Below are 23,097 nucleotides of genomic sequence, written 5' to 3'. Positions count from 1 at the left end.
AATCCCCCATCCTCTGAGAGAATGGGGGATTCCTTCACTTACGCAAAGCTTTCACTTTCGGTAAGATGCTCCGAAGTTCAAGAAATGGCGTTTTATCGTGCGTGCTTAAATCGTCTGGGTCATACTGCGACAAAAAGTCGATGACTTTTTTTGTGATCGGTGTAGGAGTAGAGGCGCCCGACGTCACAGCGACGGTCTCGACTCCCTCGAGCCAATTCAAGTCAAGTTCACTCAAGTCACCGATTCGATATGCATTCGTTCCGGCAATCTCTTTTGAAACTTGTGCTAAACGATTGGAGTTGTTAGATTTAGGATCTCCGACGACAATCAACAATTCGCAGTCTCCCGCTTGTTCAGCGACGGCTTCTTGACGAACTTGCGTCGCGTTACAGATTTCATTATGCACTTCCACGTGAGGATAACGGGCTTGAATCGTTTCAATTAATGCGGAAACGTCCCATTGACTCATCGTCGTCTGGTTCGTCACCAAAATTTTTCGTTCGAACAAGCGACTCGGCAACTGATCGATTTCATGTTCATATTGAATCAAATGAACATGGTCTGGTGCAACACCAATTGCACCCTCCGGTTCCGGATGCCCGTGTTTTCCGATATAGATGACATCATATCCTTCTGCCGTTTTCTCACGAATCAAATCGTGTGTGACCAAGACGTCAGGACAAGAGGCATCTACAATCGTCAATCCTTTCTCGATGGCACGTTTCCGGACGAGTGGTGAAATGCCGTGCGCCGTGAAGACGACCGTTCCTCGATCGATGGTTTCGAGCGCTTGCATGCGGTCTTCTCCATCAACGGTTTTGACACCGAGATCCTCAAACGCCTGCGTGACGTGACGGTTATGGACAATCATTCCAAGTATATGAATCGGGCGTGGCAAATCTGGATTTGCGACGGCCTCATTTGCGAGCTTCATGGCATCGACGACACCATAACAATATCCGCGTGGGCTAATTTTTTTAACTTTCATATGAAGACGAAGGCTCCTTTCGAAGTGCTTTCATACGTATTAGTCTAACATTGTTTCGAAAATACGAAAAGATTTGCGTGTATTCATGCTATAATTTTTAGGTTAGAGAGGAGGGACGCCGTGAATCGCATGAAACCATTGCGTGAACTAAGAAAATCGTACTTTTTCCAAATTACGTTCATCATCATCATTATTTTAGCACTTGTCATTTCATCACTTGCCTTCTCTGCTGACCGCGTCACGGTGTCTCGAGCAGAAGAATTGGCGAAAGAGCAATTTGATTACGCCATCGATGACAGTATTGAGAATGTGGAGTCCCAACTTGGGAAATTGTATGAGGATTTAGTTTACTTAGGCGCTTACGTTGGAAATGAGCCATGGATTGAAGAACGGATCCGAACAGGATATTTGAATCAACGCACGAGTTTTACGTCCATCTTTTATTATGATGTCAATCAAGACTCATTTAAATGGTACTCGGAGCGACAAGTCGCCTCTTCTGTCTTGAAACGCGATCCGAAGTTTACGGAAGTATTGACTGCAAGTGGAAAAGAACTATATATGAGTGACCCTGTGATGATCAGTGGGGATATGGGAACTTTCCTATACGTTCCGGTCATCGAAGAGAACCGACCAATCGGTATTTTTGGGGGAAGCATTAGTGTCTTGAACTCTGACTTGTATCGTCGTTCGTTGGAATCTGCGAATGATGACATGATTCTATACTTGTTAGATGAGCAAGGCGAAGTGTTGACGACTTCGTTCAACTTGGTCACAGATGCAGAGCGTCGGATATCGCGTGAAGTCATCGACGAAGCATTAGATCGAAGCGAACGGACAATCTTGAGTACGGATGAAGATACGGTAATGTTTGAACCGGATGCACGAGTCAGTGGATGGAGCATGCTCGCAAAACATCAAAATGACTCCGTCTATGAAACGGTCTACGACACGCGTTGGCAGTATTTGATGATTGCGCTCGTTACATTCTTCCTGAGCATTCTCGTTGGATTGTTGCTTTCCCGGACGTTAACGAATCCGCTTGTCGAGCTGGTCAATCAAATTAAACAACAACAATCGCTCGGAACGATCTCGTTGGAAAGAACCGGTTCGAAAGAAGTGGAGACGCTACTCGACACGTATAACGATTATGCACAACGGATGGAAACGTCACGACGTGAACAGTTGAGTCAGCAACAGTTGATTTTGCATCAAGAAAAATTAGCCTCACTCGGTCAATTGGCCGCGGGAATTGCCCATGAAATTCGAAATCCTCTAACTCCCGTCCACATCACGTTACAAATGGTGCGCGAGGGTCAAGGTAGCTCAGATATGGTGGATGTCGCCATCAAAGAACTGGAGCGGGCGAATGATTTGATTTCAACGATGTTGACGCTCGCCAAACCAGATCAGGCTGGTAAAAACGAAGATTGGATCAACATGTTAGACTTTGCGAAACGACTTGAATTTTTAATGGATGCCGAATGTTATAAACGACCTACGAAATGGGAATTACTTGTACCGAACGACATGCCGCCATTTTATGCATCCTTTGATATGCTCGTTCAAATCATCTACAACCTCTTCAAAAATGCGGTCGATGCCGTCGAATCAAAAGGGGCTGAAGGTAGTGTCGTCGTGACGGTCCTCTTTACGGAGCAGGAATATCGCTTCTTGATTGAGGATAACGGGATTGGCATGAGTGAGGAACAACTAAAGACAGTTGGTTCCGCCTTCAATACGACGAAGGAAAGTGGGAATGGTCTAGGGATCTATATGATTCAAGAGTACTTGAAGAGCGTTAACGGTGCGATGGAGATTGATAGTGTGATGAACAAGGGGACCGCGATTTTAATCAAAATCCCGAGGAGACAACCGTCATGAAAGGACTAAAACATTATTGGCTTTGGTTACCGGTCGTGTGGGCCATGACGATTCTCCTCATTACCTCGATTCAACTCCCAGAGCAAAAAACGAATGAAAAAGAAGTCGGATTTGTGTTTGTCAGTGATAAACATGAGCATGCGAATAAACTACTGGACTCGTTCGTGCATACAGCAAACCAAAAAGGGTTCATCCCGATTCCGACCACGAGTGAAGACTCGCGTGTCCTTGAAAAAGAAAAACTAGATTCATTGATTGACCGGGGTGTCGAGGCCATCTTTTTGACGACTCTCGATGACACGTTCATTCAACCCTCATTAGAACGCGCAAAACGAAAAAACATTCCGATTATTGCGATTGACCGCATGATTGATCATCCGAGTGTGCTCACATCCGTCGTTTCCGACAATGTCGATATCGGTCGGATGGCGGCCGAACAAATTGCTGCCAAGTATAGTGAGCTCGAACGTCCGATTCGCGTGGTCGAAGTGAGGGGGACGCCGAAAGTTCGCTCCACGATGGACCGAAGTCTTGGTATCCGAGAGTACGAAAAGCAACATGGCGACGATTTTCAGATCATTGCATCCATCACCGGGAACTATGACACATTCCAAGCTGAAATCGAGATGTCACGTTGGTTAGAAGAAGAGATTCCGTTTGATGCAATCTTTTCACATAATGATGATAATACGTTTGGTGTCGTCCGGGCTTTAGAAAGTCATGGTTTGACGGACAAGACGATCGTGTCGGTCGACGGGATTTCAGATATCTATCCGCTCATTCAAAACGGGAAGGTCAATGCCACTGTCGTGCAGTCACCGAACGAGATGATGGAAGTCGGCTTCAAAGCGCTCGAACAACATTTAAATGGAAAGAAAATTGCCAAACACTATTATTCATCGAGTTATTTATATGAAGGTGTGGCAAAAGATTGATTGACAAATCATTTGATTCCGCTATGCTAGGAAAAGTGGAAAGAAACAGGAGGTGTATCGATTGAACAGCTTCCAACAGTTCAAATTGCTACCGTTTATGGTTGATGCGTTAACCGAAAAGCGCATTACGAAACCGACCGATATACAAGCCCGGATTATTCCGGCTGCCTTGAATGGTCGAGATATTATTGGAAAATCACAGACAGGAACGGGTAAAACACTTGCGTTCTTGTTACCGATCGTTGAAGCGATCAACCCAGAAGATGCTTCAGTTCAAGCAATCGTCGTCGCACCGACACGCGAACTCGCTTGGCAGATTCATGAAGAATTGAAATCGATTCTTATTAAAAACCCAGATTACATCAAATCGAGTTTGATTGTCGGAGGGACAGACCGCGAACGTCAGATCGATAAGATGAAAAATCCGCCACAGTTAATCATCGGGACACCGGGACGAATCCTTGATCTCATGAAAGCACAGGCGTTATTCCCGCACAAAGTGACACACTTTGTCGTCGATGAAGCCGATCAAATGCTCGATATGGGATTCTTGCCCGAGGTCGACCGCATCGCACAGGCGCTTCCTGAAAAACTGCAAACGATGGTCTTCTCAGCGACGATTCCTGAGAACCTTGAACCGTTCTTGAAGAAGTACCTTCATGACCCACGCTTTGCAGAGGCGAGTCCAGAACATCGCGTCGCACCAAAAATCAAGCACCACGTGATTCCAGTACGTCACCGTGACCGTAAAGAATTGACTGTCGAAATTGCGAAAGCAATCAATCCATTCGTTTGTCTTGTCTTCACAAACACAAAGCAAGAAGCGGATGAGTTAGAGACATCGTTCCGTGAGGCTGGACTTAACGTCGGTACGTTGCATGGTGACATGCAGGCACGTCGCCGCAAACAAGCCATCAAGGACATCAATGATGCGAAATATCAGTATGTGATTGCTACGGATTTAGCGGCTCGCGGTATCGATATTTCAGGAGTCTCTCACGTCATCAACCATGGGATTCCGAAAGATCTTGATTTCTATACACACCGTGTCGGTCGTACGGGACGTGCGGGCGCGTCAGGTGAGGCGTACACACTATATGAGGACCATGAGAATGGACCGATCAACAGACTTGAAGAACGTGGGTTCGAATTCACTCATGTGGACTTGCGCAACGGTTCGATTCAACCGATCAAGACACGTCGTCGTCGCCAAACAGACCGTAAGATGAAGGTCTCACACACGGCTCATAGTCGGATGGCCGGTGAAATCAAGAAGGCGAAGAAGAAAGTCAAGCCTGGCTATAAGAAGAAATTCAAGTATAAGTTGAAAGAGACGGCATCACGTGAGCATATGCAACAGCAACGCTCGGATCGCCGTGCAGCACGTAAGAAAAATAAACGATAATGTTTGGGAGAATCGACTTCTTGGAGTCGGTTCTTCTTTTTGTGTACACTAGAGAGAGAAGATGATGAAGGGAAGATGAGGATGTTAAAAATAGGTTCACACGTTTCGGTATCAGGTAAAAAGATGTTGTTAGCAGGGAGTGAAGAGGCTGTCTCTTACGGGGCGAATACGATGATGGTGTATACAGGTGCGCCCCAAAACACACGCCGTAAACCCATTGAAGATTTAAATATTGAGGCAGCACTCAAACATATGGCCGCACATGACATCGAAGAGATTGTTGTTCACGCACCATATATCATCAATCTCGGGAATACGACGAAACCAGAGACGTTTGAATTGGCTGTTTCATTCTTGACTCAGGAATTAAAACGGGCAGAAGCACTCCAAGTGGCTCGTCACGTCGTTCTTCACCCAGGCGCTCATGTCGGAGCGGGAGAAGAAGTCGGTCTCGCTCGAATCATCGAAGGATTGAATGAAGTGTTGACGGGTGATGAAAAAGTGAAGATTGCGCTTGAGACGATGGCAGGGAAGGGAAGCGAACTTGGTAAGACGTTTGAAGAGCTTGCGACCATCATTGATGGTGTGACGCACAATGATCGACTCTCAGTTTGCTTTGATACGTGTCACGTCCATGATGCAGGATATGACTTAGTCGGTGACTTAGACGGCGTCATTGAACAATTCGATCGCATCGTCGGACTCGACCGTCTCGGAGTGATTCATGTAAATGATTCGAAGAATGTGCGCGGTGCAAAAAAAGACCGTCATGAAAACATTGGCTACGGAGAGATCGGGTTTGATACATTGAATCGTGTCATTCATCACGAGGCATTTGCGCATCTACCGAAAATTCTAGAAACGCCATATATCCCGATTAGCGAAAAAACAAAAGTCGCTCCATATAAACAAGAGATTGAAATGTTCCGTGCCAATCAATTTGATGCCGAGTGGCGTGAACGATTCACGCTCGCTCATCAATAAGCGATGAACGTCCTACAAGTCGATCCAAAGCGATATGATGTCTGGAACGCATTCCCGACTTATTTTCTTGAACAAAGTCCCGTTTATGTAAAGGGGTCCGTGACGACACCGACAGCATTTATCGAAGTGATGGGGCATGGCATCGTGGCGGAAGCAGAGGTGTTACTTGAAGAGACGATTGAGCGACCAGACGATCCGTATTGGCTCGGAGAGAAACAGGAAGGGATAGCGCTGTATTCCTTAGTCGACCTGTTACAACTTCATTTTCATCATCCGCTCTTGCAAGTGGGAATGTATGAGGGGGATGAACCGTACGAGTCGATTCGAACAAAATGGAATGACGGCTATCATGTACCATCGTCTAAATGGACGAAAGCGTCATATGAGGCGCACTTGTTTCGAGAAAAACTTCTAGCACCAAAGTCGAACGTGACGACTTGTGCGAACTGTCATGAAGACCTAGCTGAACGCTTTGGGCAAGAGGCGTATCACTTGATTGAGTATCACTTGACAGAGGAACGTGGCATCTGGGTTTGTCCGACCTGTCATAAAGCCATTCATACATTAGACTAAATAATAAAAGATGCCCTTTTTCGAGGGCATCTTTTATTAGAATGGCCAGTTCGCTACAGCAAATTGATAAACCTTCATTCCGAGGAATACCCCGAAAATCCCAACAACTCCTGGCAATACCGGTGGGGCAGGCAGTGGCAGTTTGAGTGCGGTGAAGATGGCACCACAAATCAAGCCGGCGAGTAATGATAATAAAATCTCCTGCATAAATAATTCCTCCGTCTCTAAATGAAAGCGCTTCATAATAACTGAATCGAATTTATTATACAACGAGTTTTCTTATTTGAGAAGTCTAACATCAGTCATCTGTCATTTTCTCGTTCTCGGCCCGAAGGCGGAGCACTTCGCGTTCCGCCCAATTTGACGGTTCTCGTTCGAATACGCTAGGTATGTTGTTCCATCGACCACCCGTATATTGATGGATGATAATTTGAGATTGAATCTCTTCCTCGTTGGTCTCACGTTTCACGTATACATAGCGGCCGTCAGAACGTTGTCTTCTTGCTTTCACATTATCGACGAGTTGAAGGGCCATCATATCTTTGATGTATGTTTTATGTGATGCGTTCAAGATAGGGAAGAGTATCTCGATCCGTTTTTTCATATTTCGTGTCATCCAGTCCGCAGAGGAACAGTACAAGTCTTCTTTTCCATTTTGGTAAAAATAAAAGATTCGGGAATGTTCGAGATATCGGTCGATGATCGAGATGACCTTGATGTTTTCAGAGACCCCTTTAATTCCCGGTCGTAAGCAACAAATGCCTCGGACAATCAAATCGATTTTCACTCCCGCGGACGAAGCATCATACAATTTTGTGATGATGGCCCGGTCCGTGATCGAGTTCATCTTAGCGACGATGCGACCGTTGCCGTACTTTTCATGCAGTTTGATCTCATCATCGATTTTATTCAAGAAGAAGTCTTTCATGTCGTCAGGCGACGTCTCGAACTGATGCCAAGATGGTCGTTCCCCATAACCGGATAACCAGTTGAAAAAGTTCGTTGCATCTTCAGCGAGTTCTTCATTTGTCGTGAGGAGCCCAATGTCTGTGTATAGCTTGGCGGTCGAATCGTTATAGTTACCGGTACCAAGATGAATGAACCGTTGCAACACACCACCTTCTAGAATGCGAACGACGAGGGTGATTTTTGAGTGTGTCTTCAGTTCTTTATAGCCGTAGATGACGTGAGCTCCGGCTTTCTCAAGTTGCTTCGCCCATTGAATGTTTTTTTCTTCATCAAAACGTGCTTTTAGTTCGACGAGGACAGTGACTTGTTTTCCGCTCTCGGCTGCATCAGTCAAGGCTTTGATGATGGGAGAGTCCCCGGAGACGCGATAGAGTGTCTGCTTGATTGCCAAGACGTTCGGGTCTTTGGCGGCTTGAACGATAAAACGGACGATTGGATCGAATGAATGATACGGGTGATGGAGCAGATAATCCTGTTTAGCGATACTTTGGAATAAATCTTTGCCCGATTCAAGACCTTCTGGGATAAATGGGATCAACGTTTCATTGATCATGTCATCATATTCCATCCCGATCTGATTGTAGATCCCAAACAGGAAGGTCAAGTCGATCGGACCGTCGACAATAAAGATATCCCGGTCATGTAAGTCAAGGACGTCTTGTAGCATGAACAAAAGTTCTTTTCGTAACGATCGTTGCTGTACCTCGAGTCGGATGGCAACCCCATATCTTCTCTTCTTCAATTCTTTCTCAATTTGTTTCAAGACGTCACGACTGCCCTCTTCGTGAAACGGCATGTCCGCGTTCCGCGTAATTCGGAATGGCATCGTGGACTCGACGACAAATCCTTTGAAGAGTGAGTCGATGAATTGAATGATCAAATCCTCAAGTAAAATCAAATCGGTATGTTCTTCATCATCAGTAGGTAGTTCCAGATACCGCGGAAGAACGGATGGCACTTGAACGAGGGCGAGTCGTTTTTTTCCTTCGCCATTCGAGGCAATCTCGACAGCAATGTTCAGTGACTTGGATAAGAGCATTGGGAACGGACGATAGGCATCGACTGCAATCGGTGTCAGGACAGGGAATACGTGCGTTCGAAAGTACTCTTTCACGAAGTCTTGTTGGGTCTTGTTCAAATGTTTCGTCCGTAAGAAGCGAACGTGCTGATTCGATAGCTGTTTCGTGATTTTTTTATATGTCGCATATTGTGTCTCGACGAGTTCTTGCGCTCGCATCGAAATGGACTTGATCTGCTGTTTTGGAGTGAGGCCCGTCTTATCTTCCGGACGATTGAACCCGGCGAGGACCTCATCTTTCAATCCACCGACTCGTACCATATAAAATTCATCAAGGTTAGAACTGAAAATCGCCAAAAATTTCAATCGTTCCATCAATGGATTTCGTTCATCCATCGCCTCCTCGAGGACACGCTCGTTAAAGTCGAGCCAGCTGAGTTCACGGTTGTTAAAATGTTCATTCGTATATTCGGACATGGTTACTCCTCCTCGCTCAAGACAATCTCAATCGATTGATCAATTGCGCGTTCTAAATGCTTTTTATGGCGAGTGCTTCGCTGCAACTCAAAACGTGCAGAACCATTCGTATCTAGCGTAAGTGTGAGACCGTCCTTTGTACTAGCAACATGGATGTCCGTCACGATCTGACGCTCCGTCAAGTCGAGGGCATCGACGAGTTTCACAATCGACCCGAGCAACTCCAAACTCTTCAATAACTTTTGATCAAACCATTTCGGGAAAGCCTCGATATGTTGTTCCAATACTCGTTTTGATTTGAAGGATGTGACGAGGGCAAGAGCGAGTCGATCCTCGTTGTTTAGTCCTTTGAAATCGTTTGTGGTAATCAGATGGAACGTGTGGTCACTTTTATTGTTGTGATCGATATATTCACCGACATAAGCAAGGCGACAGGCACCTTCAAGGAGACCTGGCTCAAATGGTTTCGGTTTAATCGCTTTTACTTCAATTAATCCGGTATACAACTGTCGAGCCAATCGGATGAGATGTTGATGACGAGTCGGGTTCACGTCATATTGTTTTTCAAAATGACGAAAACTTTCTTCTTTCACATCGGCAAAACGAATTTTATCATGCTCATGTAAATAGTTTTCATAGAAGAGTCCTTCGCGGAGTCCATTGTTACTCATCGTGAACTCGGGCACTTTCAAATATTTAGCGAGTTCGCCGATTGCTGTCACGGCAGGCGCGATGATGTCGACCCGGTCTTTTGATAGCCCATCCAAACGCCCGAGTTGTTTACTCGACATTCCGACGAGTTCATCTATGACGTCCTCCAATTGTTCAGCAGAAATCGTATACTGATGGATTCCTTCAAGCGGGAAGTTCGATATGGTCTGTTCGACCCGGACTAAGTTACGAGCCGTCCCGCCGACACCGACAAGAGGGACACCGTGTGGTTCGAGCCATTCAATTTCCTTGAATGCCTTCTTTAAGTATGCGGTCAACGCTTTCCGCTCGTCTTTCGTCATCGTCTCATCTTTCATGAATTCTTTCGTTAACGTCACGGCACCGAAAGGAAAACTATGATAGAAGACGAGTTCGCGGTTCTGAAAATATGTGACTTCCATTGATCCCCCACCAATATCGACGGAATATCCATCTTCCACATAGGTAGAGTTGACGATGGCCGAATATCCGTAAAATGCTTCTTCGTAATCGCTCAATAGGCGGATGGTCATCCCTGTAGATTGTTTGACGTTCTGCAAAATCTCATCTGAATTATTCGCATTTCGAATGGCTGCCGTCGCCACAGGGAGTATATCGGTTACGTGATGATGGTCGTTCAACTCTTTAAAGTGACGTAACGTATCGATGAGCGAAGCGATTCCTTCTTCAGTCATTTCATTCGCATCACTAATATGGCTGGACAATCGCGCGACTTCTTTCACATTTAACCGTTCGAAGTATTGTCCTTCCTCGTTCACTTCGAAGATGACGTTTCGAATCGAGTTGGATCCGATATCAATAACTGCCAGTTTCTTTTCCATAAAACCATCCCCTTCATAATACTAGTGTAATCGACAAGGTTTTGAACGAACATACGATTTACGTGAATTTTAACATTTGACTAAGTGAAACCGCTCTTGCTTGAAGGTGTGCGTGATATTCTGTATAATACAAACGCCTAGAAAGTAGAAATGATTACGATTTAACATATGAGAGAAGGGATTAGATGACTACATCTGTCGTCAAATTAAACGAGGTGTCTTACTTCTATGATGGGACACCAGCCTTACAAAGCGTATCGATTGATATTCGACAAGGGGACTTTGTCGCAATCGTTGGAGAAAACGGTTCTGGGAAGTCGACTTTGATTCGAACCATTCTTGGATTACTGAACCCGCAAAAAGGGTCGGTCGAATTGTTCGGCAAGCCCATTTCGCAGTTTAAAGACAAGTCTCGTATCAGTTACGTTTCCCAAAAAGCGGCTTCCTTTAACTCGGGATTCCCGGTTACCGTCGAAGAAGTAGTCGCGATGGGTAGATATGGACGTCTCGGTTTATTCAAACGTTTAAAAATGGAAGACCAGGCAGCGATTCAAAATGCGTTACAAACGGTCAACATGTGGCAGTTTCGTCATCGGAAAATTGGAGATCTGTCCGGTGGGCAACAACAGCGTGTCTTTATCGCTCGGGCGATGGTCAACCAGCCTGATCTATTGATTCTCGATGAGCCGACCGTCGGTGTGGACCAAAAACACTTACAAGATTTTTATGAAGTCTTGCATATGCTTCGTGAACATACGACTTGTACGTTCGTCCTCGTCACCCACGATTTAAACGTGGTGACCGATCTTGTCACGAAAGTCGTCCATCTCGACCGCGGACGATTAGCATGCAATTGTGGACTGAGAGAATACAGCGAGCTCGGAGAACTCGCATCGTCCATCAAACCTTATCCTGTCAAAGTTCTTGTTCACGAGGGAACGACATGATCACAGATCTTTGGACATATAGTTTTTTACGTTATGCGTTCATTGCAGCACTTGTGATTGGGTTTACCGCACCGCTCATCGGTTCATTCATTGTAGTGAGACGGATGAGCTTGATTGCCGATGCATTGTCACACATGACGCTTGCCGGAATTTCGTTCAGTTTATTTCTCGGACAATATATCGCTCTATTCGCTGACCTGAACCCCCTGTATATGGGAACGCTGATCTCTGTATTGGCTGCGTTAGGACTCAATTGGCTTCGAGGTAAATATGTGCACTTCCAGGAACTATCCATTCCGATTATGATGTCCGCAGGAATGGGACTAAGTGCCATCTTTATCTCGCTATCACGAGGATTCTCGGTCGACTTGTCCACACTCTTGTTTGGATCGATTTCAGCTGTGAGTCAATCTGACATCACATTGATCGTCAGTGTGGCCGTCTTGACGCTCTTTGTGATTCTTATTTTCTATAAGCAGTTGCTGTTCTTGTCATTTGATGAAGAACAGGCAAAAGTGTCAGGATTACCGAGTACGATGCTTCACCTTTTATTCATGTTCATCGTAGCGCTTGTGATTGCCGTCAGCATGCGAATTGTTGGAACACTTCTCGTATCTAGTTTGATTACGTTACCCGTCGCAGCGGCGCTACGCTTTACTTCGAGTTTCAAACAGACCATTATGTGGTCCATCATCTTCGGAGAGGTCGCGACAATCGGTGGGCTTGTCCTTGCGTATGATCTCGATGTCGCTCCGGGCGGTGTTATCGTATTGATAGCAGTCGGTATTTTAGCAGCCGTCATGGCGCTCGAGAAAGTCATGAGTTTTAAGAAAAAGGGGGTACAACATGAATGAGACTGAACAATTAAATCGTCTTCGTGCATCTTCTTTAAAAGTGACGCCGAAACGTCTTGAAATGTATGCTTATCTCTCTGAAGAAGACCGATATATCAGTGCGAAGGAAGTACTCGAGTACATGCGAGACAAACATCCGACGATGAGTTTTGATACGGTGTATCGAAATTTGAAGTCGTTTGCGGAGGAAGGATTACTTGAAGCGACGGAACTCGATGGTGAGAAATCCTTTCGAGTCACCTGCAGTGCGGCACATCACCATCATCATTTGATTTGTCGGAGCTGTGGAAAGACGAAACTGCTCGATTTATGTCCGATGCGCTTCGTAGAGGCGCTCGACCCTGAATTTGAAGTGGTCGATCATAAATTTGAGATATATGGGTATTGTAAAGAATGTAAGCAAAAGGGATTGATTTGATTCAATCCCTTTTTTGTATCGAAGGGGGAGGTTAGATGATCTATACAGCTGCTGAGATTAAGCAGATCGATCGCACAGCGATTCAAAATGGGATGCCCGAAGAGGTGTTGATGGAGCGAGCGGCCTCGGCGATTGTGCCTCACATTCGAATCGATTCGCAGTCTACCATTTTGGTGATTTGTGGCACAGGCAACAACGGTGGGGACGGTTGGGTCGTCGCTCGAGAGCTTGCTATGAAAGGGCATGAGGTCAGCGTGTGGTCACCGTTAGGGAAAAGTCAAACGGAGGCGGCTGTAATCCATGCTTCCTATGCATCTTCATTCCTTCGCCTTGTGGAACGGCCAATCCAAACAGATATCATCATTGATGCCTTGTTTGGCGTTGGGTTGTCCGGTCCCGTGACTGGTCAAGCGCGGGAAGTGATTGAATGGGTGAATCGTCAATCGACGCCTGTCATTTCGATTGATGTACCATCAGGCATACCGAGTGATCATGCTCGAGACTTTGATGATATAGCGATACGGGCGACGTATACGTATTCGTTACACGGTTTCAAACGTTCGACATTCTTAAATCGGACTGCTCCATTCTATGGCAAAGTGGAACGGATTGATATCGGACTCCGACATACATCCGATTGGAAGGTGTTGACCGAAAATGATTTCGATCGATCTCTTTTGGAGCGCGACCAATTCAGTCATAAGACGACATATGGACACGGGATGCTTATCGGGGGGAGTCGTCATTTTCTCGGTGCGCCATTCTTGGGTGGTCGTGCTGCAACTCGTTCTGGTATCGGCTTATTACGTCTCTCCATTCCACGTGAAGCGATCCCGCTTATCTCAACACTGCCTGAAGCGATGTATCAGCAACACACCGATGTGGTGGAACAACCGTACGATGCACTTGCCATCGGTCCCGGTATGGTCGAAGGGGAAGCGTTGAATCTCATTTGGCAATACGCAAAACAGCAGTCTTGTCCTGTTATCTTGGACGCTGGGGCACTATCGACGAAACGATTGGAAACCCGGGGGCCGCTTACGCTGACACCGCATCCAGGTGAATTTTCAAGATTGACCGGAAAATCGGTTGAAGAGATCGAGGCAGATCGGTTTTCCATCGCTTGTGAGTTCGCGAAGCAACACCGAGTCCATTTGATTTTAAAAGGAACGTATACGATCATCGTTACACCTGACGGAACAGGTGCCGTCAATACCGTTGAAGCATCTGCGTTAGCGAAAGGTGGAAGTGGGGACGTGTTGACCGGAATCCTACTTGCGCTATGGGCTAGAAGAAAAAAGCCTTCGGCACCGAACGAGCAAGCGGTGCTATGGCATGCGCTCGCTGCCAAGTCGATTAGCCAGAGTATACACCCCGCAAGTGTACTCGCAAGCGATATAATCGAAGAGCTCGGACGAATTTAAAAGGCAAGCCCGCTTGTGTCGGGCTTGCCTTTTAACGTTGCTGTAGAACGATTTGTTTCTCCAATTGCGCGACATGGTGATACGCCTCACGCCATGTCGAAATGCGAGTTACGCCCTCTGGTAACGTCTTACGATTATAGGGTGCGTCGAATAGGAGTACTGGAATTGACGTTTCTTCATGAATCGAGATGGCATTCTCATACCGGTCTTCCATAAACAGTTCGAGTGACAAGTCTTTGACGACATTGATTTTATCGTGAGAACCGGTCATGACCAACGAATCAAGCGGCAAACGATGCTGTTTGATCCATTCTTCGGTAACCGGTCGAACCGCCTCACTTCGGGCGGTGACGTAATGCAGGTGATGTTGCTGCTTTAATTCCCATAACACATCCAACACATCAGAGTGCGGAAGTGAACGACGGTAAATCGCTTCTTCATGCCCCTCTTCAATCATAAACTTCCAAAATTCATGTTGCTCCATCGTCGTATACGTGTGCAACTCGTACTCGGTCGCACGATGATAGTCAATCGAATAGCCGAGTGATTCATTCATATATAAAAAACAACTTTTAGGATCTGTAACGGTTCCATCCAAATCAATGCCGATTCGCATCTCATCACTCCTCCTCACATGCCCTCTATTCTATCAAAAACCCGTACGGTTGCAACCGTACGGGCATGAGATTCATTAATTTGATTGGTTTGCGAGTTCTTGTTCTTCGCGCTCACGTTCAGCCATTTTTTCAGCAGCGATCGCATCGATTTCTTTTTTCAATTCTTCGACCATCGTCGCCTCAGGCACTTTACGGATGATCTTTCCGTGACGGAAGAGAAGTCCTTCGTTACGTGCGCCTGCGATTCCAATGTCCGCTTCACGAGCCTCACCAGGACCGTTTACCGCACATCCGAGAACGGCAACTTTAATGTTGACGTTGATGTTTTGGATGTATTCTTCTACCTCTTTTGCAATCGAAATCAAATCGATTTCAATTCGTCCACATGTTGGACAAGAGATCAAAGTCGCGGCATTTGCTGCAAGTCCAAATGACTTGAGCACTTCTTTCGCAACTTTTACTTCCTCAACCGGGTCGTCTGAAAGTGAAACTCGAACTGTTGAACCGATTCCAAGAGAGAGAATCGCACCGAGTCCTGCAGCCGATTTAAGTGAACCGGAGAAGAGTGGACCTGACTCTGTGATGCCGACGTGAAGAGGATAATCAAACGTCTTCGCAGCGAGTGTGTAGGCTTCGAGTGCAAGGTTTACGTCTGAAGCTTTGAGCGAGATGATCGTGTTATAGAAGCCGAGATCCTCGAGAATCTTCACGTGGTGCATCGCACTCTCGACCATACCTTGCGCGGTCGGATATCCATACTTTTCAAGGAATTGTTTTTCTAATGAGCCGGCGTTAACACCGATTCGAATTGGAATCCCTTTTGCTTTCGCCGCATTGACGACGGCCTCTACTTTCTCACGACGACCGATGTTACCCGGGTTAATCCGGATTTTATCGACGCCACTTTCAATGGCTTTTAAAGCAAGCTTGTAGTCGAAGTGGATGTCGACGACGAGCGGGATATTGATGCGGCTCTTAATTTCTGCAAGTGCGTCAGCTGCACGTTCGTCTGGACAAGCCACGCGAACGACTTGGCAACCAGCTTCCTCAAGACGCTTGATTTCGGCGACTGTTGCCTCGACGTCATGCGTTTTCGTAGTGGTCATAGATTGAATAATGACTTCGTTCGATCCTCCGATAATCAAGTTACCGACGCGGACCGGACGTGTTAATGAACGATGCAAAATTTCTGACATATACGTAATCTCCTTCTTTTGGAAAGAATCCAATCGATTTAAGATGATAAGGTTTCTTCATTATCATAACGAAAAGAATGTGAAAAAGCATCTAGGATGCGTGACGGATGTGTGCTCTTTACAAACTCTAACGCTATCTTAACATCTACTTCATAATTTTCCACCGTCTCAAGACCGATATATAGGCGAGATTAGAAAAAGAGGTGGCTTAACGTGAAGATGAATTTCAAGCGCAATCAAATGAAGGGTACGGGACGAAACGCTCGACTAAATCGTCATTTTAAAATAGGGCACCGCCTCCAATGGACGCTCATGCCAATCATATTACTTGTCTTTATCGTGACGTTTAGCTGGTTCGCCCTAAAGTCTGAACAACTATTGTCCGCAGAAATCGAGCAGCGCCTTATGCGAGAAGTTACGGTCATGCGAGAATCGGTGAAGACGTCGTACAGTGCATATGTAGCAAACGAGAAGCAACTCAACCGGTCATTAAAATCTACTTATATGCAACAAGCTTCTATTCTATCGGGAGATGATTTTGAAGCAGCGCAATTTTTAGTACGTGGAGAGTCTGTTGAGCAATTGAGTGGGTCAAAAGGAATGAAAACAGAGCAGATTGTAGGGAAAGTTTCACAAACGACAACATCTGAAGTAGAAGAGACAGATGGTTTACTAATGGCATCGGTCTCGATCCCTGAGCTAAAAGCAGATTACGTTCTCGTTGTCACGAAAGAATCTGCGCTTGGTCCAATGACTGAACTGCGAAAATATATCACGTTCATTTTATTCATTGCGATGATTGGGATGGCCATCCTCTTTTCGCGATTGATTCATCGTGAAGTCAAACCGTTGAGTGTATTGGCCCATTCATTGCGCCGTGCCGTTGAAACGCGTCGTTTCGATGACGTGGCACTTGGAGCGAAATCCAAAGAAATCCATATACTCGAAACCGAGTTCAACACGTTCATTCAATTATGGAATCAGTCCATGGATATGATGGGGAAGACAGCGAGTGCATTTCATCAAAGTCTTCCAATCTTCCAACAAGAACTGATGAACAGCCATCATCAGGTTGAACAATTCCGTGAAGTTGCGGTTACGGTAGAACATACGAGTCATTCATATCAGTCGGTGACAAGCGATTCTACATTCAAAATGAGAGAAGTGACACAACAAATCGAAATGCTGGAACATCAAATTTCGAGTGTGGACGACCGTGGCAATCGACTGAAATCCATATTACATGAAGAACTTGAAACGTTCTATTCTGTGAAAGAGGCGAGTGATTATGTTGAGCAACAAGTGGAGAGTATTCAACAAAAGCTTGAAGAGAGTGAGTCGAACTCTTCAAAAGCGGATGATGCGCTAAAGAGTATCCTATCGGTGTCGACAGCTACGAAGATGTTGTCGCTTAACGCATCGATTGAGGCAGCCCGCGCAGGAGAACATGGTAAAGGATTTGCTGTTGTTGCCAATGAAGTTGGGAAGTTAGCAAAAATGACGAATGAAGCGACACTCCTCGCGGTAGATGCAATCGAAGCATTGAACGAAGAACGAAAGGACCTGTTGTTTGAAGTCAATGACTTTATCAAAGAAGTGCATCTATTAAAAGATGCTGTTTATCGAGTAGAGATTGGAATCGGAACAATCGACCATGAAATCAAAGTTCAGTTAGATGAGTTTCAGTCCATCTCGGATCAAACGTCACATACGGGGAGACAGCTCTTGCAATTAATCGAATCGAATGAGCGGTTGCGAGAAATCAGTTCGTCACTCGAACGAAAGTTATTCGAGCTGAACGACGGTGTCGAACGATGGTCCAATGTGCAGTCTGCCTTACAGTCTGCAGGTACTGACTTGAGTGACCAAAGTGAAGCATTGAATCAGACGCTCGAGGAACTTTCTCCGGCATAAAAATAACGACAAGCGTTTACGAAGACGCTTGTCGTTATTTTTTTTTTGGCACTTTCGTTAAAGGGTAGGTGATATATCCGAGTCCAATGATGAAACCAATCCATATAAGAGACGGGTTCATGTGGTACAACACCACTAATATAACGGTAGGGACGAATGTCATCGCCACGGCATATGGCCAAGCTTGACGGTAGGCCCACATGTTTTTCGAGTAGACTTTTGTAACCAACTGAACGTATAAAGCCATGATGGCGACCCAAAGTAAATAGAAAAAGAAAATGGCGAATCCGTGTAAGAATAGCCACATCGGAACGAAAAAATCAGGACGAATCACAATAAAGTCCAAGCCAGTGATCAGAAGCGTCAACACGAGAGTGGCTCCCATATAGGCATGGAGCGGGGCTAAACGAAGACGCAATACTTGCTTAGATGGGAAAAGACTTGTTCGAAGGAACTTCAAAATAGTGGACAACATACTAAAAACTCCAATCTGTTATATTACAGAAGTCAATAAGATGCATGAAATGGTACAGTGTTTTAATAAAACTTTTACATTAAACGTGTTTACATGATACTACCGATGAAGGCATAATGAGTAGGGCATTAAAAACCAAGCAAATCCAACCAATTCTTAATTAAAAGGAGTACAAAAATCGTGGAATACAATTTGCAAGAAATGTTATTCATGTTTTTTGGAGGTCTAGGGATCTTCCTCTTCGGGATCAAATCGATGGGAGACGGACTCCAAAAGTCTGCAGGGAATCGCCTGCGAGACATCCTTGATAAGTATACAACGAATCCATTCCTTGGGGTACTCGCCGGGATTATCGTTACTGTATTGATTCAATCATCTTCAGGTACAACCGTCATTACGGTCGGACTTGTTAGCGCCGGGTTCATGACACTCCGTCAAGCAATCGGGGTCATCATGGGGGCGAACATCGGGACGACGGTGACGGCGTTCATCATCGGATTCGATGTTGGTGCATATGCGCTTCCAATCATTGCAATCGGTGCAGTATTGTTGTTCTTCTTTAAAAAAGAAAAATTACAACACCTTGGTCAAATTTTCTTTGGCTTCGGGATGTTGTTCTATGGACTTGAATTAATGGGAAGTGGGATGAAACCACTTCGTTCAAGTGAATATTTCATCGACTTGACGCAATCAATGAGTGACAACCCGTTCCTCGGTGTCATCGTTGGTACAGTATTTACCGTGATTGTTCAATCATCGTCTGCGACGATCGGAATCTTGCAAGAACTATATGCTGGTGGTTCCATCGATTTAGGTGCTGCTTTACCGGTATTGTTCGGAGATAACATCGGAACAACGATCACGGCGATTTTGGCATCGATTGGTGCATCAGTTGCCGCACGTCGTGCAGCAGCGGCACACGTCATCTTTAACTTGATCGGTACGACAATCTTTATGATCTTGTTAGTTCCGTTCACAAACTATATCTATTGGATCACAGAACTCTTGGCGATTGAAGATAAGATGCAAATCGCATTCGCACACGGTACGTTCAACGTCGTCAACACTTTCATCCAGTTCTGGTTCATTGGAACGATTGCTTGGATTGTAACGAAGTTGGTTCCTGGTGAAGACTCAATCGTCGATACGAAAGCACAACATTTAGACCCAATCTTCATTCAACAGTCACCATCGATTGCAGTCGAGCAAGCGAAATACGAAGTCATCCGCATGGGAGATTTCGCAAAACTCGGTCTCGATGAAGCACGCAACTATTTGACGACTGGCGACAAGAAGCACGCTGAAAAGTCGGCACATATCGAAGAAGCATTGAACTCGTTGAATGCGAAAATTACAGATTACCTCGTGAAATTGGCTGCCGTTGATTTGACAGAACAAGAATCACAAGAACACAAAACACTCATGCATGCCATCAACGATATCGAGCGAATCGGTGATCACGTTGAGAACATCATCGAGTTGATTGATTATAAGACAGCTACGAAAGTGACGCTTTCGACAGATGCACAAAAAGAATTGACTGAAATGTACGACCTCACACGTGCGACGTTAGAGAAATCTCTTCAGACGTTGGGGAGCGGTGACATGATTGAAGCACGTAAAGTCATTGAAATGGAAGCGAAACTCGACATGCTCGAGCGTCAATTCCGTAAGAACCACGTCGTTCGTTTGAACACAGGTGCTTGCGATGGACAAGCAGGTATGTTCTTCGTCGATATGCTCTCGAACTTGGAGCGAATCGGTGACCATGCTATGAACATCACGGAAATCACACTTGAAGATGCAAACGAAGTAACCGTATAAATCAGAAGCACTCCAAATGAAATTTGGGGTGCTTTTTCTTATTCGGCAAGGAATACTCCTTGACACTCCAAGACATATTCAGTATATTATTACTGTATAACAACATGGCGGTGTAGCTCAGCTGGCTAGAGCGTACGGTTCATACCCGTGAGGTCGTGGGTTCGACTCCCTCCGCCGCTATTTATAAGGACCCTTAGCTCAGCTGGTTAGAGCAGACGGCTCATAACCGTCCGGTCGTAGGTTCAAGTCCTACAGGGTCCATTCGTAAGCGACGTCACAATGTGAACGTCGCTTTTTTGTTTTCAATCTAAAATTGCTGGGTAAATACTCGTTAGCATTTTGTTTTTTGAAAAATATGAAACGAGGCGGACAAAATGGAACGAAACCACACCATGATGCAATTTTTTGAATGGCATGTCGAGGCAGATCAAAAGCATTGGAAGCGACTAAAAGAGAGAGCAGCCGACTTAAATAAAGCAGGAATCACTGCACTTTGGCTACCACCTGTCACAAAAGGGCAAAGTGATCAAGATACCGGTTATGGAATCTATGACTTATATGATTTGGGTGAGTTCGATCAAAAAGGATCGATTGCCACGAAATACGGTACGAAAAAAGAACTACTTGAAGCGACAGCCTATTGCCAACAAGAACTCGGGATGCAGATTTATATGGATGTCGTCATGAACCATAAAGCCGGGGCGGATGCGACCGAGAAGTTTGAAGTGTTAGAAGTAGATCCCGACGACCGTACGAAAGTCCTTTCAGATGAAGCGTTCGAAATCGAGGGATGGACAAAATTTGATTACGAAGCTCGTGATGGGAAATACTCTTCATTCAAATGGGACTTCACGCACTTTAACGGAACGGATTATGATGCGGCGACTGATCGTTCCGGTATTTTCTTTATTGTCGGAGAAAACAAAAGATGGAATGATAACGTCGACGATGAATTCGGTGTCTATGACTATTTAATGTTTGCGAACATCGATTACCACCATCCCGATGTGCGTGAAGAAGTGTTGAATTGGGGGAAATGGTTCATCGAGGAGACGAAATGTGATGGATTCCGTCTTGACGCCATTAAACACATCAACTATGACTTTGTAAAAGAGTTCAGTCAGACGATGCGGGAAGAGAAAGGTGACCAATTCTATTTTGTCGGCGAGTTTTGGAAATCTGACCTTGATGCCTGTCGTGAATTTCTCGATAATATCGATTACCATGTCGATTTATTCGATGTCCCGCTCCATTACAAATTACATCAAGCCTCGGAGGAAGGGGCCGCGTTTGACATGCGAACCATTTTTGATGATACGCTCGTTCAGTCACACCCGCTTCATTCCGTGACGTTCGTAGATAATCACGATTCACAACCCGAGGAGGCGCTTGAGTCATGGGTGAAAGATTGGTTCAAGCAAATCGCCTATGGTCTTGTCTTACTTCGTAAAGATGGTTATCCATGTGTCTTCTATGGCGATTACTACGGTATAGACGGTCCTCACCCGACTGATGGGATGAAGCTCGCCATTGATACGCTTCTATATGCGCGCCGAGAGAAAGCGTACGGGGAGCAGGATGATTACTTTGATGATGCAAACGTCATCGGGTGGGTACGAAAAGGTGTGGAGGAAATCGAACGTTCTGGATGTGCCGTCCTCATTTCAACTTCTGATGAATCTGAAAAGAGAATGTTTGTCGGGGAAGAACGTGCCGGTGAAACATGGGTCGATTTAACGAATACGTTGAATGATCGAATTGAGATTGATGAAGAAGGATTTGGGGTATTTAAAGTGTCGGCGGGGTCGATTTCAGTTTGGGCATTGCCAGAAGAAGATGTCGAATAAAGCATTACAATTGAGTCGACCGTCACATATCTGTTACATTTAAGACGAACGTTGTTCAAAACACTTTTAAGGGGGATTTTAGTAATGGCTAAATTTGAATTACCACAACTTGATTACGCATATGATGCACTCGAACCACACATTGATGCACGCACGATGGAAATCCACCACACGAAACACCACAACACTTACGTCACAAACGTAAACAATGCACTCGAAGGAAAAGATGTGGAGTACTCTTCACTCGAAGACTTGCTTCAAAAAATCGATTCGCTTCCTGCTGACATTCAAACAGCTGTCCGCAACAATGGTGGCGGTCATTGGAACCACTCGTTCTTCTGGAAGCTCTTGAAGAAAAATGAGAACGGCACACCGTCTGGCGACCTCGCTGCTGCAATCGATGAGTCGTTCGGTAGCTTTGATGCGTTCAAAGACGAATTCACGAAAGCTGCAACGACTCGTTTCGGTTCAGGCTGGGCTTGGCTCGTCGTGAAGAACGGGAAACTCGAAGTCACGTCTACACCAAACCAAGACTCACCAATCATGGAAGGTGTTACACCGATCCTCGGTCTTGATGTGTGGGAGCATGCTTACTACTTGAACTACCAAAACCGTCGTCCTGACTATATCAACGCATTCTTCCATGTCATCGATTGGGATTATGTGGCGACATTGTACGCTGACGCAAAATAAGTTTGTCTTACCCGAGGTTCTGATACGAATCTCGGGTTTTTTTGTGGTTTTCATTAATTTGTAAACAAATTATGATATAGTGAAAATCGGACAAAACGACAGGGATTCCTGTCCTCTATAATA

At 45.4% G+C, this 23,097-nt stretch carries 20 protein-coding genes and 2 tRNA genes; 15 read left to right on the top strand and 7 right to left on the bottom strand.

The window, feature by feature from the left end; all coding sequences use genetic code 11:
* Positions 1 to 34: 34 nt before the first annotated feature.
* The gene (locus tag F3H97_RS06420; protein WP_012726636.1) at positions 35 to 988 is read right to left on the bottom strand and encodes a 4-hydroxy-3-methylbut-2-enyl diphosphate reductase; all 954 of its coding nucleotides are present in this window, start codon (positions 986 to 988) and stop codon (positions 35 to 37) included.
* A gap of 129 nt (positions 989 to 1,117) precedes the next feature.
* Here F3H97_RS06420 and F3H97_RS06415 point away from each other — a divergent pair, with 129 nt between their 5' ends.
* The 5 genes from F3H97_RS06415 (at position 1,118) to F3H97_RS06395 (ending at position 6,769) form a co-directional block, all read left to right on the top strand.
* Positions 1,118 to 2,872 (top strand): sensor histidine kinase, encoded by a 1,755-nt coding sequence (locus tag F3H97_RS06415; RefSeq protein ID WP_230872927.1) that lies wholly within the window; start codon positions 1,118 to 1,120, stop codon positions 2,870 to 2,872.
* Complete coding sequence (locus tag F3H97_RS06410) at positions 2,869 to 3,807, top strand: sugar ABC transporter substrate-binding protein (protein ID WP_159562493.1); 939 nt, start codon at positions 2,869 to 2,871, stop codon at positions 3,805 to 3,807. The genes F3H97_RS06415 and F3H97_RS06410 overlap by 4 nt, the downstream gene beginning before the upstream one ends.
* Before the next feature lie 61 nt (positions 3,808 to 3,868).
* Positions 3,869 to 5,212 carry a DEAD/DEAH box helicase gene (locus F3H97_RS06405; RefSeq protein WP_012726633.1) on the top strand — a complete coding sequence of 448 codons (1,344 nt, stop codon included), beginning with the start codon at positions 3,869 to 3,871 and terminating at the stop codon, positions 5,210 to 5,212.
* Positions 5,213 to 5,293: 81 nt separating this feature from the next.
* Positions 5,294 to 6,196: a deoxyribonuclease IV gene (locus F3H97_RS06400; protein WP_074036625.1), complete on the top strand. Its 903-nt coding sequence runs from the start codon at positions 5,294 to 5,296 to the stop codon at positions 6,194 to 6,196.
* Between the two features lie 3 nt (positions 6,197 to 6,199).
* Complete coding sequence (locus tag F3H97_RS06395; protein WP_196430869.1) at positions 6,200 to 6,769, top strand: hypothetical protein; 570 nt, start codon at positions 6,200 to 6,202, stop codon at positions 6,767 to 6,769.
* A gap of 36 nt (positions 6,770 to 6,805) precedes the next feature.
* Here the strand turns inward: F3H97_RS06395 and F3H97_RS06390 are convergent, their stop codons facing one another.
* The 3 genes from F3H97_RS06390 to F3H97_RS06380 all read right to left on the bottom strand — a co-directional run bounded on the left by F3H97_RS06390 (position 6,806) and on the right by F3H97_RS06380 (position 10,765).
* Entirely contained in the window at positions 6,806 to 6,976 is a 171-nt protein-coding gene (locus F3H97_RS06390; RefSeq protein WP_012726630.1) for a DUF1427 family protein, read from the bottom strand.
* A 91-nt stretch (positions 6,977 to 7,067) separates the two neighbouring features.
* Complete coding sequence (locus F3H97_RS06385) at positions 7,068 to 9,233, bottom strand: RNA degradosome polyphosphate kinase (RefSeq protein ID WP_012726629.1); 2,166 nt, start codon at positions 9,231 to 9,233, stop codon at positions 7,068 to 7,070.
* 2 nt (positions 9,234 to 9,235) lie between these two features.
* Positions 9,236 to 10,765, bottom strand: a complete 1,530-nt coding sequence (locus F3H97_RS06380) for a Ppx/GppA family phosphatase (protein ID WP_196430868.1) — start codon at positions 10,763 to 10,765, stop codon at positions 9,236 to 9,238.
* Between the two features lie 185 nt (positions 10,766 to 10,950).
* Between F3H97_RS06380 and F3H97_RS06375 the strand changes: the two genes are divergently transcribed.
* Genes F3H97_RS06375 through F3H97_RS06360 form a run of 4 tightly spaced genes read left to right on the top strand, consistent with a single transcriptional unit; the run spans position 10,951 to position 14,408 of the window.
* The gene (locus F3H97_RS06375) at positions 10,951 to 11,712 is read left to right on the top strand and encodes a metal ABC transporter ATP-binding protein (RefSeq protein ID WP_196430867.1); all 762 of its coding nucleotides are present in this window, start codon (positions 10,951 to 10,953) and stop codon (positions 11,710 to 11,712) included.
* Entirely contained in the window at positions 11,709 to 12,566 is an 858-nt protein-coding gene (locus F3H97_RS06370) for a metal ABC transporter permease (RefSeq protein ID WP_196430866.1), read from the top strand. Before F3H97_RS06375 ends, F3H97_RS06370 begins: the two co-directional genes overlap by 4 nt.
* Positions 12,559 to 12,984: a Fur family transcriptional regulator gene (locus F3H97_RS06365; RefSeq protein WP_012726625.1), complete on the top strand. Its 426-nt coding sequence runs from the start codon at positions 12,559 to 12,561 to the stop codon at positions 12,982 to 12,984. Before F3H97_RS06370 ends, F3H97_RS06365 begins: the two co-directional genes overlap by 8 nt.
* Positions 12,985 to 13,019: 35 nt before the next feature.
* Complete coding sequence (locus F3H97_RS06360; protein ID WP_196430865.1) at positions 13,020 to 14,408, top strand: NAD(P)H-hydrate dehydratase; 1,389 nt, start codon at positions 13,020 to 13,022, stop codon at positions 14,406 to 14,408.
* A gap of 31 nt (positions 14,409 to 14,439) precedes the next feature.
* Here F3H97_RS06360 and F3H97_RS06355 read toward each other — a convergent pair whose 3' ends face one another.
* The gene (locus tag F3H97_RS06355) at positions 14,440 to 15,024 is read right to left on the bottom strand and encodes a hypothetical protein (protein WP_074036640.1); all 585 of its coding nucleotides are present in this window, start codon (positions 15,022 to 15,024) and stop codon (positions 14,440 to 14,442) included.
* A gap of 75 nt (positions 15,025 to 15,099) precedes the next feature.
* Entirely contained in the window at positions 15,100 to 16,221 is a 1,122-nt protein-coding gene (gene ispG / locus F3H97_RS06350; RefSeq protein WP_012726622.1) for a flavodoxin-dependent (E)-4-hydroxy-3-methylbut-2-enyl-diphosphate synthase, read from the bottom strand.
* A 219-nt stretch (positions 16,222 to 16,440) separates the two neighbouring features.
* Between ispG and F3H97_RS06345 the strand changes: the two genes are divergently transcribed.
* The gene (locus tag F3H97_RS06345; protein WP_230872926.1) at positions 16,441 to 18,135 is read left to right on the top strand and encodes a methyl-accepting chemotaxis protein; all 1,695 of its coding nucleotides are present in this window, start codon (positions 16,441 to 16,443) and stop codon (positions 18,133 to 18,135) included.
* 34 nt (positions 18,136 to 18,169) lie between these two features.
* On the opposite strand, the gene F3H97_RS06340 is transcribed toward F3H97_RS06345, so the two are convergent.
* Entirely contained in the window at positions 18,170 to 18,610 is a 441-nt protein-coding gene (locus F3H97_RS06340; RefSeq protein ID WP_196430864.1) for a hypothetical protein, read from the bottom strand.
* A gap of 180 nt (positions 18,611 to 18,790) precedes the next feature.
* Here F3H97_RS06340 and F3H97_RS06335 point away from each other — a divergent pair, with 180 nt between their 5' ends.
* The 5 genes from F3H97_RS06335 to F3H97_RS06315 all read left to right on the top strand — a co-directional run bounded on the left by F3H97_RS06335 (position 18,791) and on the right by F3H97_RS06315 (position 22,974).
* The gene (locus tag F3H97_RS06335; RefSeq protein ID WP_159562483.1) at positions 18,791 to 20,434 is read left to right on the top strand and encodes a Na/Pi cotransporter family protein; all 1,644 of its coding nucleotides are present in this window, start codon (positions 18,791 to 18,793) and stop codon (positions 20,432 to 20,434) included.
* A 106-nt stretch (positions 20,435 to 20,540) separates the two neighbouring features.
* Positions 20,541 to 20,614 (top strand) — tRNA-Met (locus F3H97_RS06330).
* A gap of 7 nt (positions 20,615 to 20,621) precedes the next feature.
* A tRNA-Ile gene (locus tag F3H97_RS06325) sits at positions 20,622 to 20,695 on the top strand.
* Between the two features lie 113 nt (positions 20,696 to 20,808).
* Complete coding sequence (locus F3H97_RS06320) at positions 20,809 to 22,281, top strand: alpha-amylase (protein ID WP_196430863.1); 1,473 nt, start codon at positions 20,809 to 20,811, stop codon at positions 22,279 to 22,281.
* 84 nt (positions 22,282 to 22,365) lie between these two features.
* Entirely contained in the window at positions 22,366 to 22,974 is a 609-nt protein-coding gene (locus F3H97_RS06315) for a superoxide dismutase (RefSeq protein ID WP_196430862.1), read from the top strand.
* The last annotated feature ends 123 nt before the right edge of the window (positions 22,975 to 23,097 follow it).

The sequence above is a fragment of the Exiguobacterium sp. SRB7LM genome, from assembly GCF_015712685.1.
In the GTDB taxonomy this organism is placed as follows: Bacteria; Bacillota; Bacilli; order Exiguobacteriales; family Exiguobacteriaceae; genus Exiguobacterium; species Exiguobacterium profundum.
The sequence above is the reverse complement of the archived record's forward strand: the minus strand, read 5'-3'. Positions and strand labels throughout refer to the sequence as shown.

What these genes read in the sequence shown, in the direction of transcription:
- F3H97_RS06320 (WP_196430863.1), top strand. Translation starts at nt 20,809, where the DNA reads ATGGAACGAAACCACACCATGATGCAATTTTTTGAATGGCATGTCGAG.
- F3H97_RS06385 (WP_012726629.1), bottom strand. Translation starts at nt 9,233, where the DNA reads ATGTCCGAATATACGAATGAACATTTTAACAACCGTGAACTCAGCTGG.
- F3H97_RS06370 (WP_196430866.1), top strand. Translation starts at nt 11,709, where the DNA reads ATGATCACAGATCTTTGGACATATAGTTTTTTACGTTATGCGTTCATT.
- F3H97_RS06315 (WP_196430862.1), top strand. Translation starts at nt 22,366, where the DNA reads ATGGCTAAATTTGAATTACCACAACTTGATTACGCATATGATGCACTC.
- F3H97_RS06420 (WP_012726636.1), bottom strand. Translation starts at nt 988, where the DNA reads ATGAAAGTTAAAAAAATTAGCCCACGCGGATATTGTTATGGTGTCGTC.
- F3H97_RS06380 (WP_196430868.1), bottom strand. Translation starts at nt 10,765, where the DNA reads ATGGAAAAGAAACTGGCAGTTATTGATATCGGATCCAACTCGATTCGA.
- F3H97_RS06375 (WP_196430867.1), top strand. Translation starts at nt 10,951, where the DNA reads ATGACTACATCTGTCGTCAAATTAAACGAGGTGTCTTACTTCTATGAT.
- F3H97_RS06365 (WP_012726625.1), top strand. Translation starts at nt 12,559, where the DNA reads ATGAATGAGACTGAACAATTAAATCGTCTTCGTGCATCTTCTTTAAAA.
- F3H97_RS06415 (WP_230872927.1), top strand. Translation starts at nt 1,118, where the DNA reads ATGAAACCATTGCGTGAACTAAGAAAATCGTACTTTTTCCAAATTACG.
- F3H97_RS06410 (WP_159562493.1), top strand. Translation starts at nt 2,869, where the DNA reads ATGAAAGGACTAAAACATTATTGGCTTTGGTTACCGGTCGTGTGGGCC.
- F3H97_RS06360 (WP_196430865.1), top strand. Translation starts at nt 13,020, where the DNA reads ATGATCTATACAGCTGCTGAGATTAAGCAGATCGATCGCACAGCGATT.
- F3H97_RS06355 (WP_074036640.1), bottom strand. Translation starts at nt 15,024, where the DNA reads ATGCGAATCGGCATTGATTTGGATGGAACCGTTACAGATCCTAAAAGT.
- F3H97_RS06395 (WP_196430869.1), top strand. Translation starts at nt 6,200, where the DNA reads ATGAACGTCCTACAAGTCGATCCAAAGCGATATGATGTCTGGAACGCA.
- ispG (WP_012726622.1), bottom strand. Translation starts at nt 16,221, where the DNA reads ATGTCAGAAATTTTGCATCGTTCATTAACACGTCCGGTCCGCGTCGGT.
- F3H97_RS06390 (WP_012726630.1), bottom strand. Translation starts at nt 6,976, where the DNA reads ATGCAGGAGATTTTATTATCATTACTCGCCGGCTTGATTTGTGGTGCC.
- F3H97_RS06400 (WP_074036625.1), top strand. Translation starts at nt 5,294, where the DNA reads ATGTTAAAAATAGGTTCACACGTTTCGGTATCAGGTAAAAAGATGTTG.
- F3H97_RS06345 (WP_230872926.1), top strand. Translation starts at nt 16,441, where the DNA reads ATGAATTTCAAGCGCAATCAAATGAAGGGTACGGGACGAAACGCTCGA.
- F3H97_RS06340 (WP_196430864.1), bottom strand. Translation starts at nt 18,610, where the DNA reads ATGTTGTCCACTATTTTGAAGTTCCTTCGAACAAGTCTTTTCCCATCT.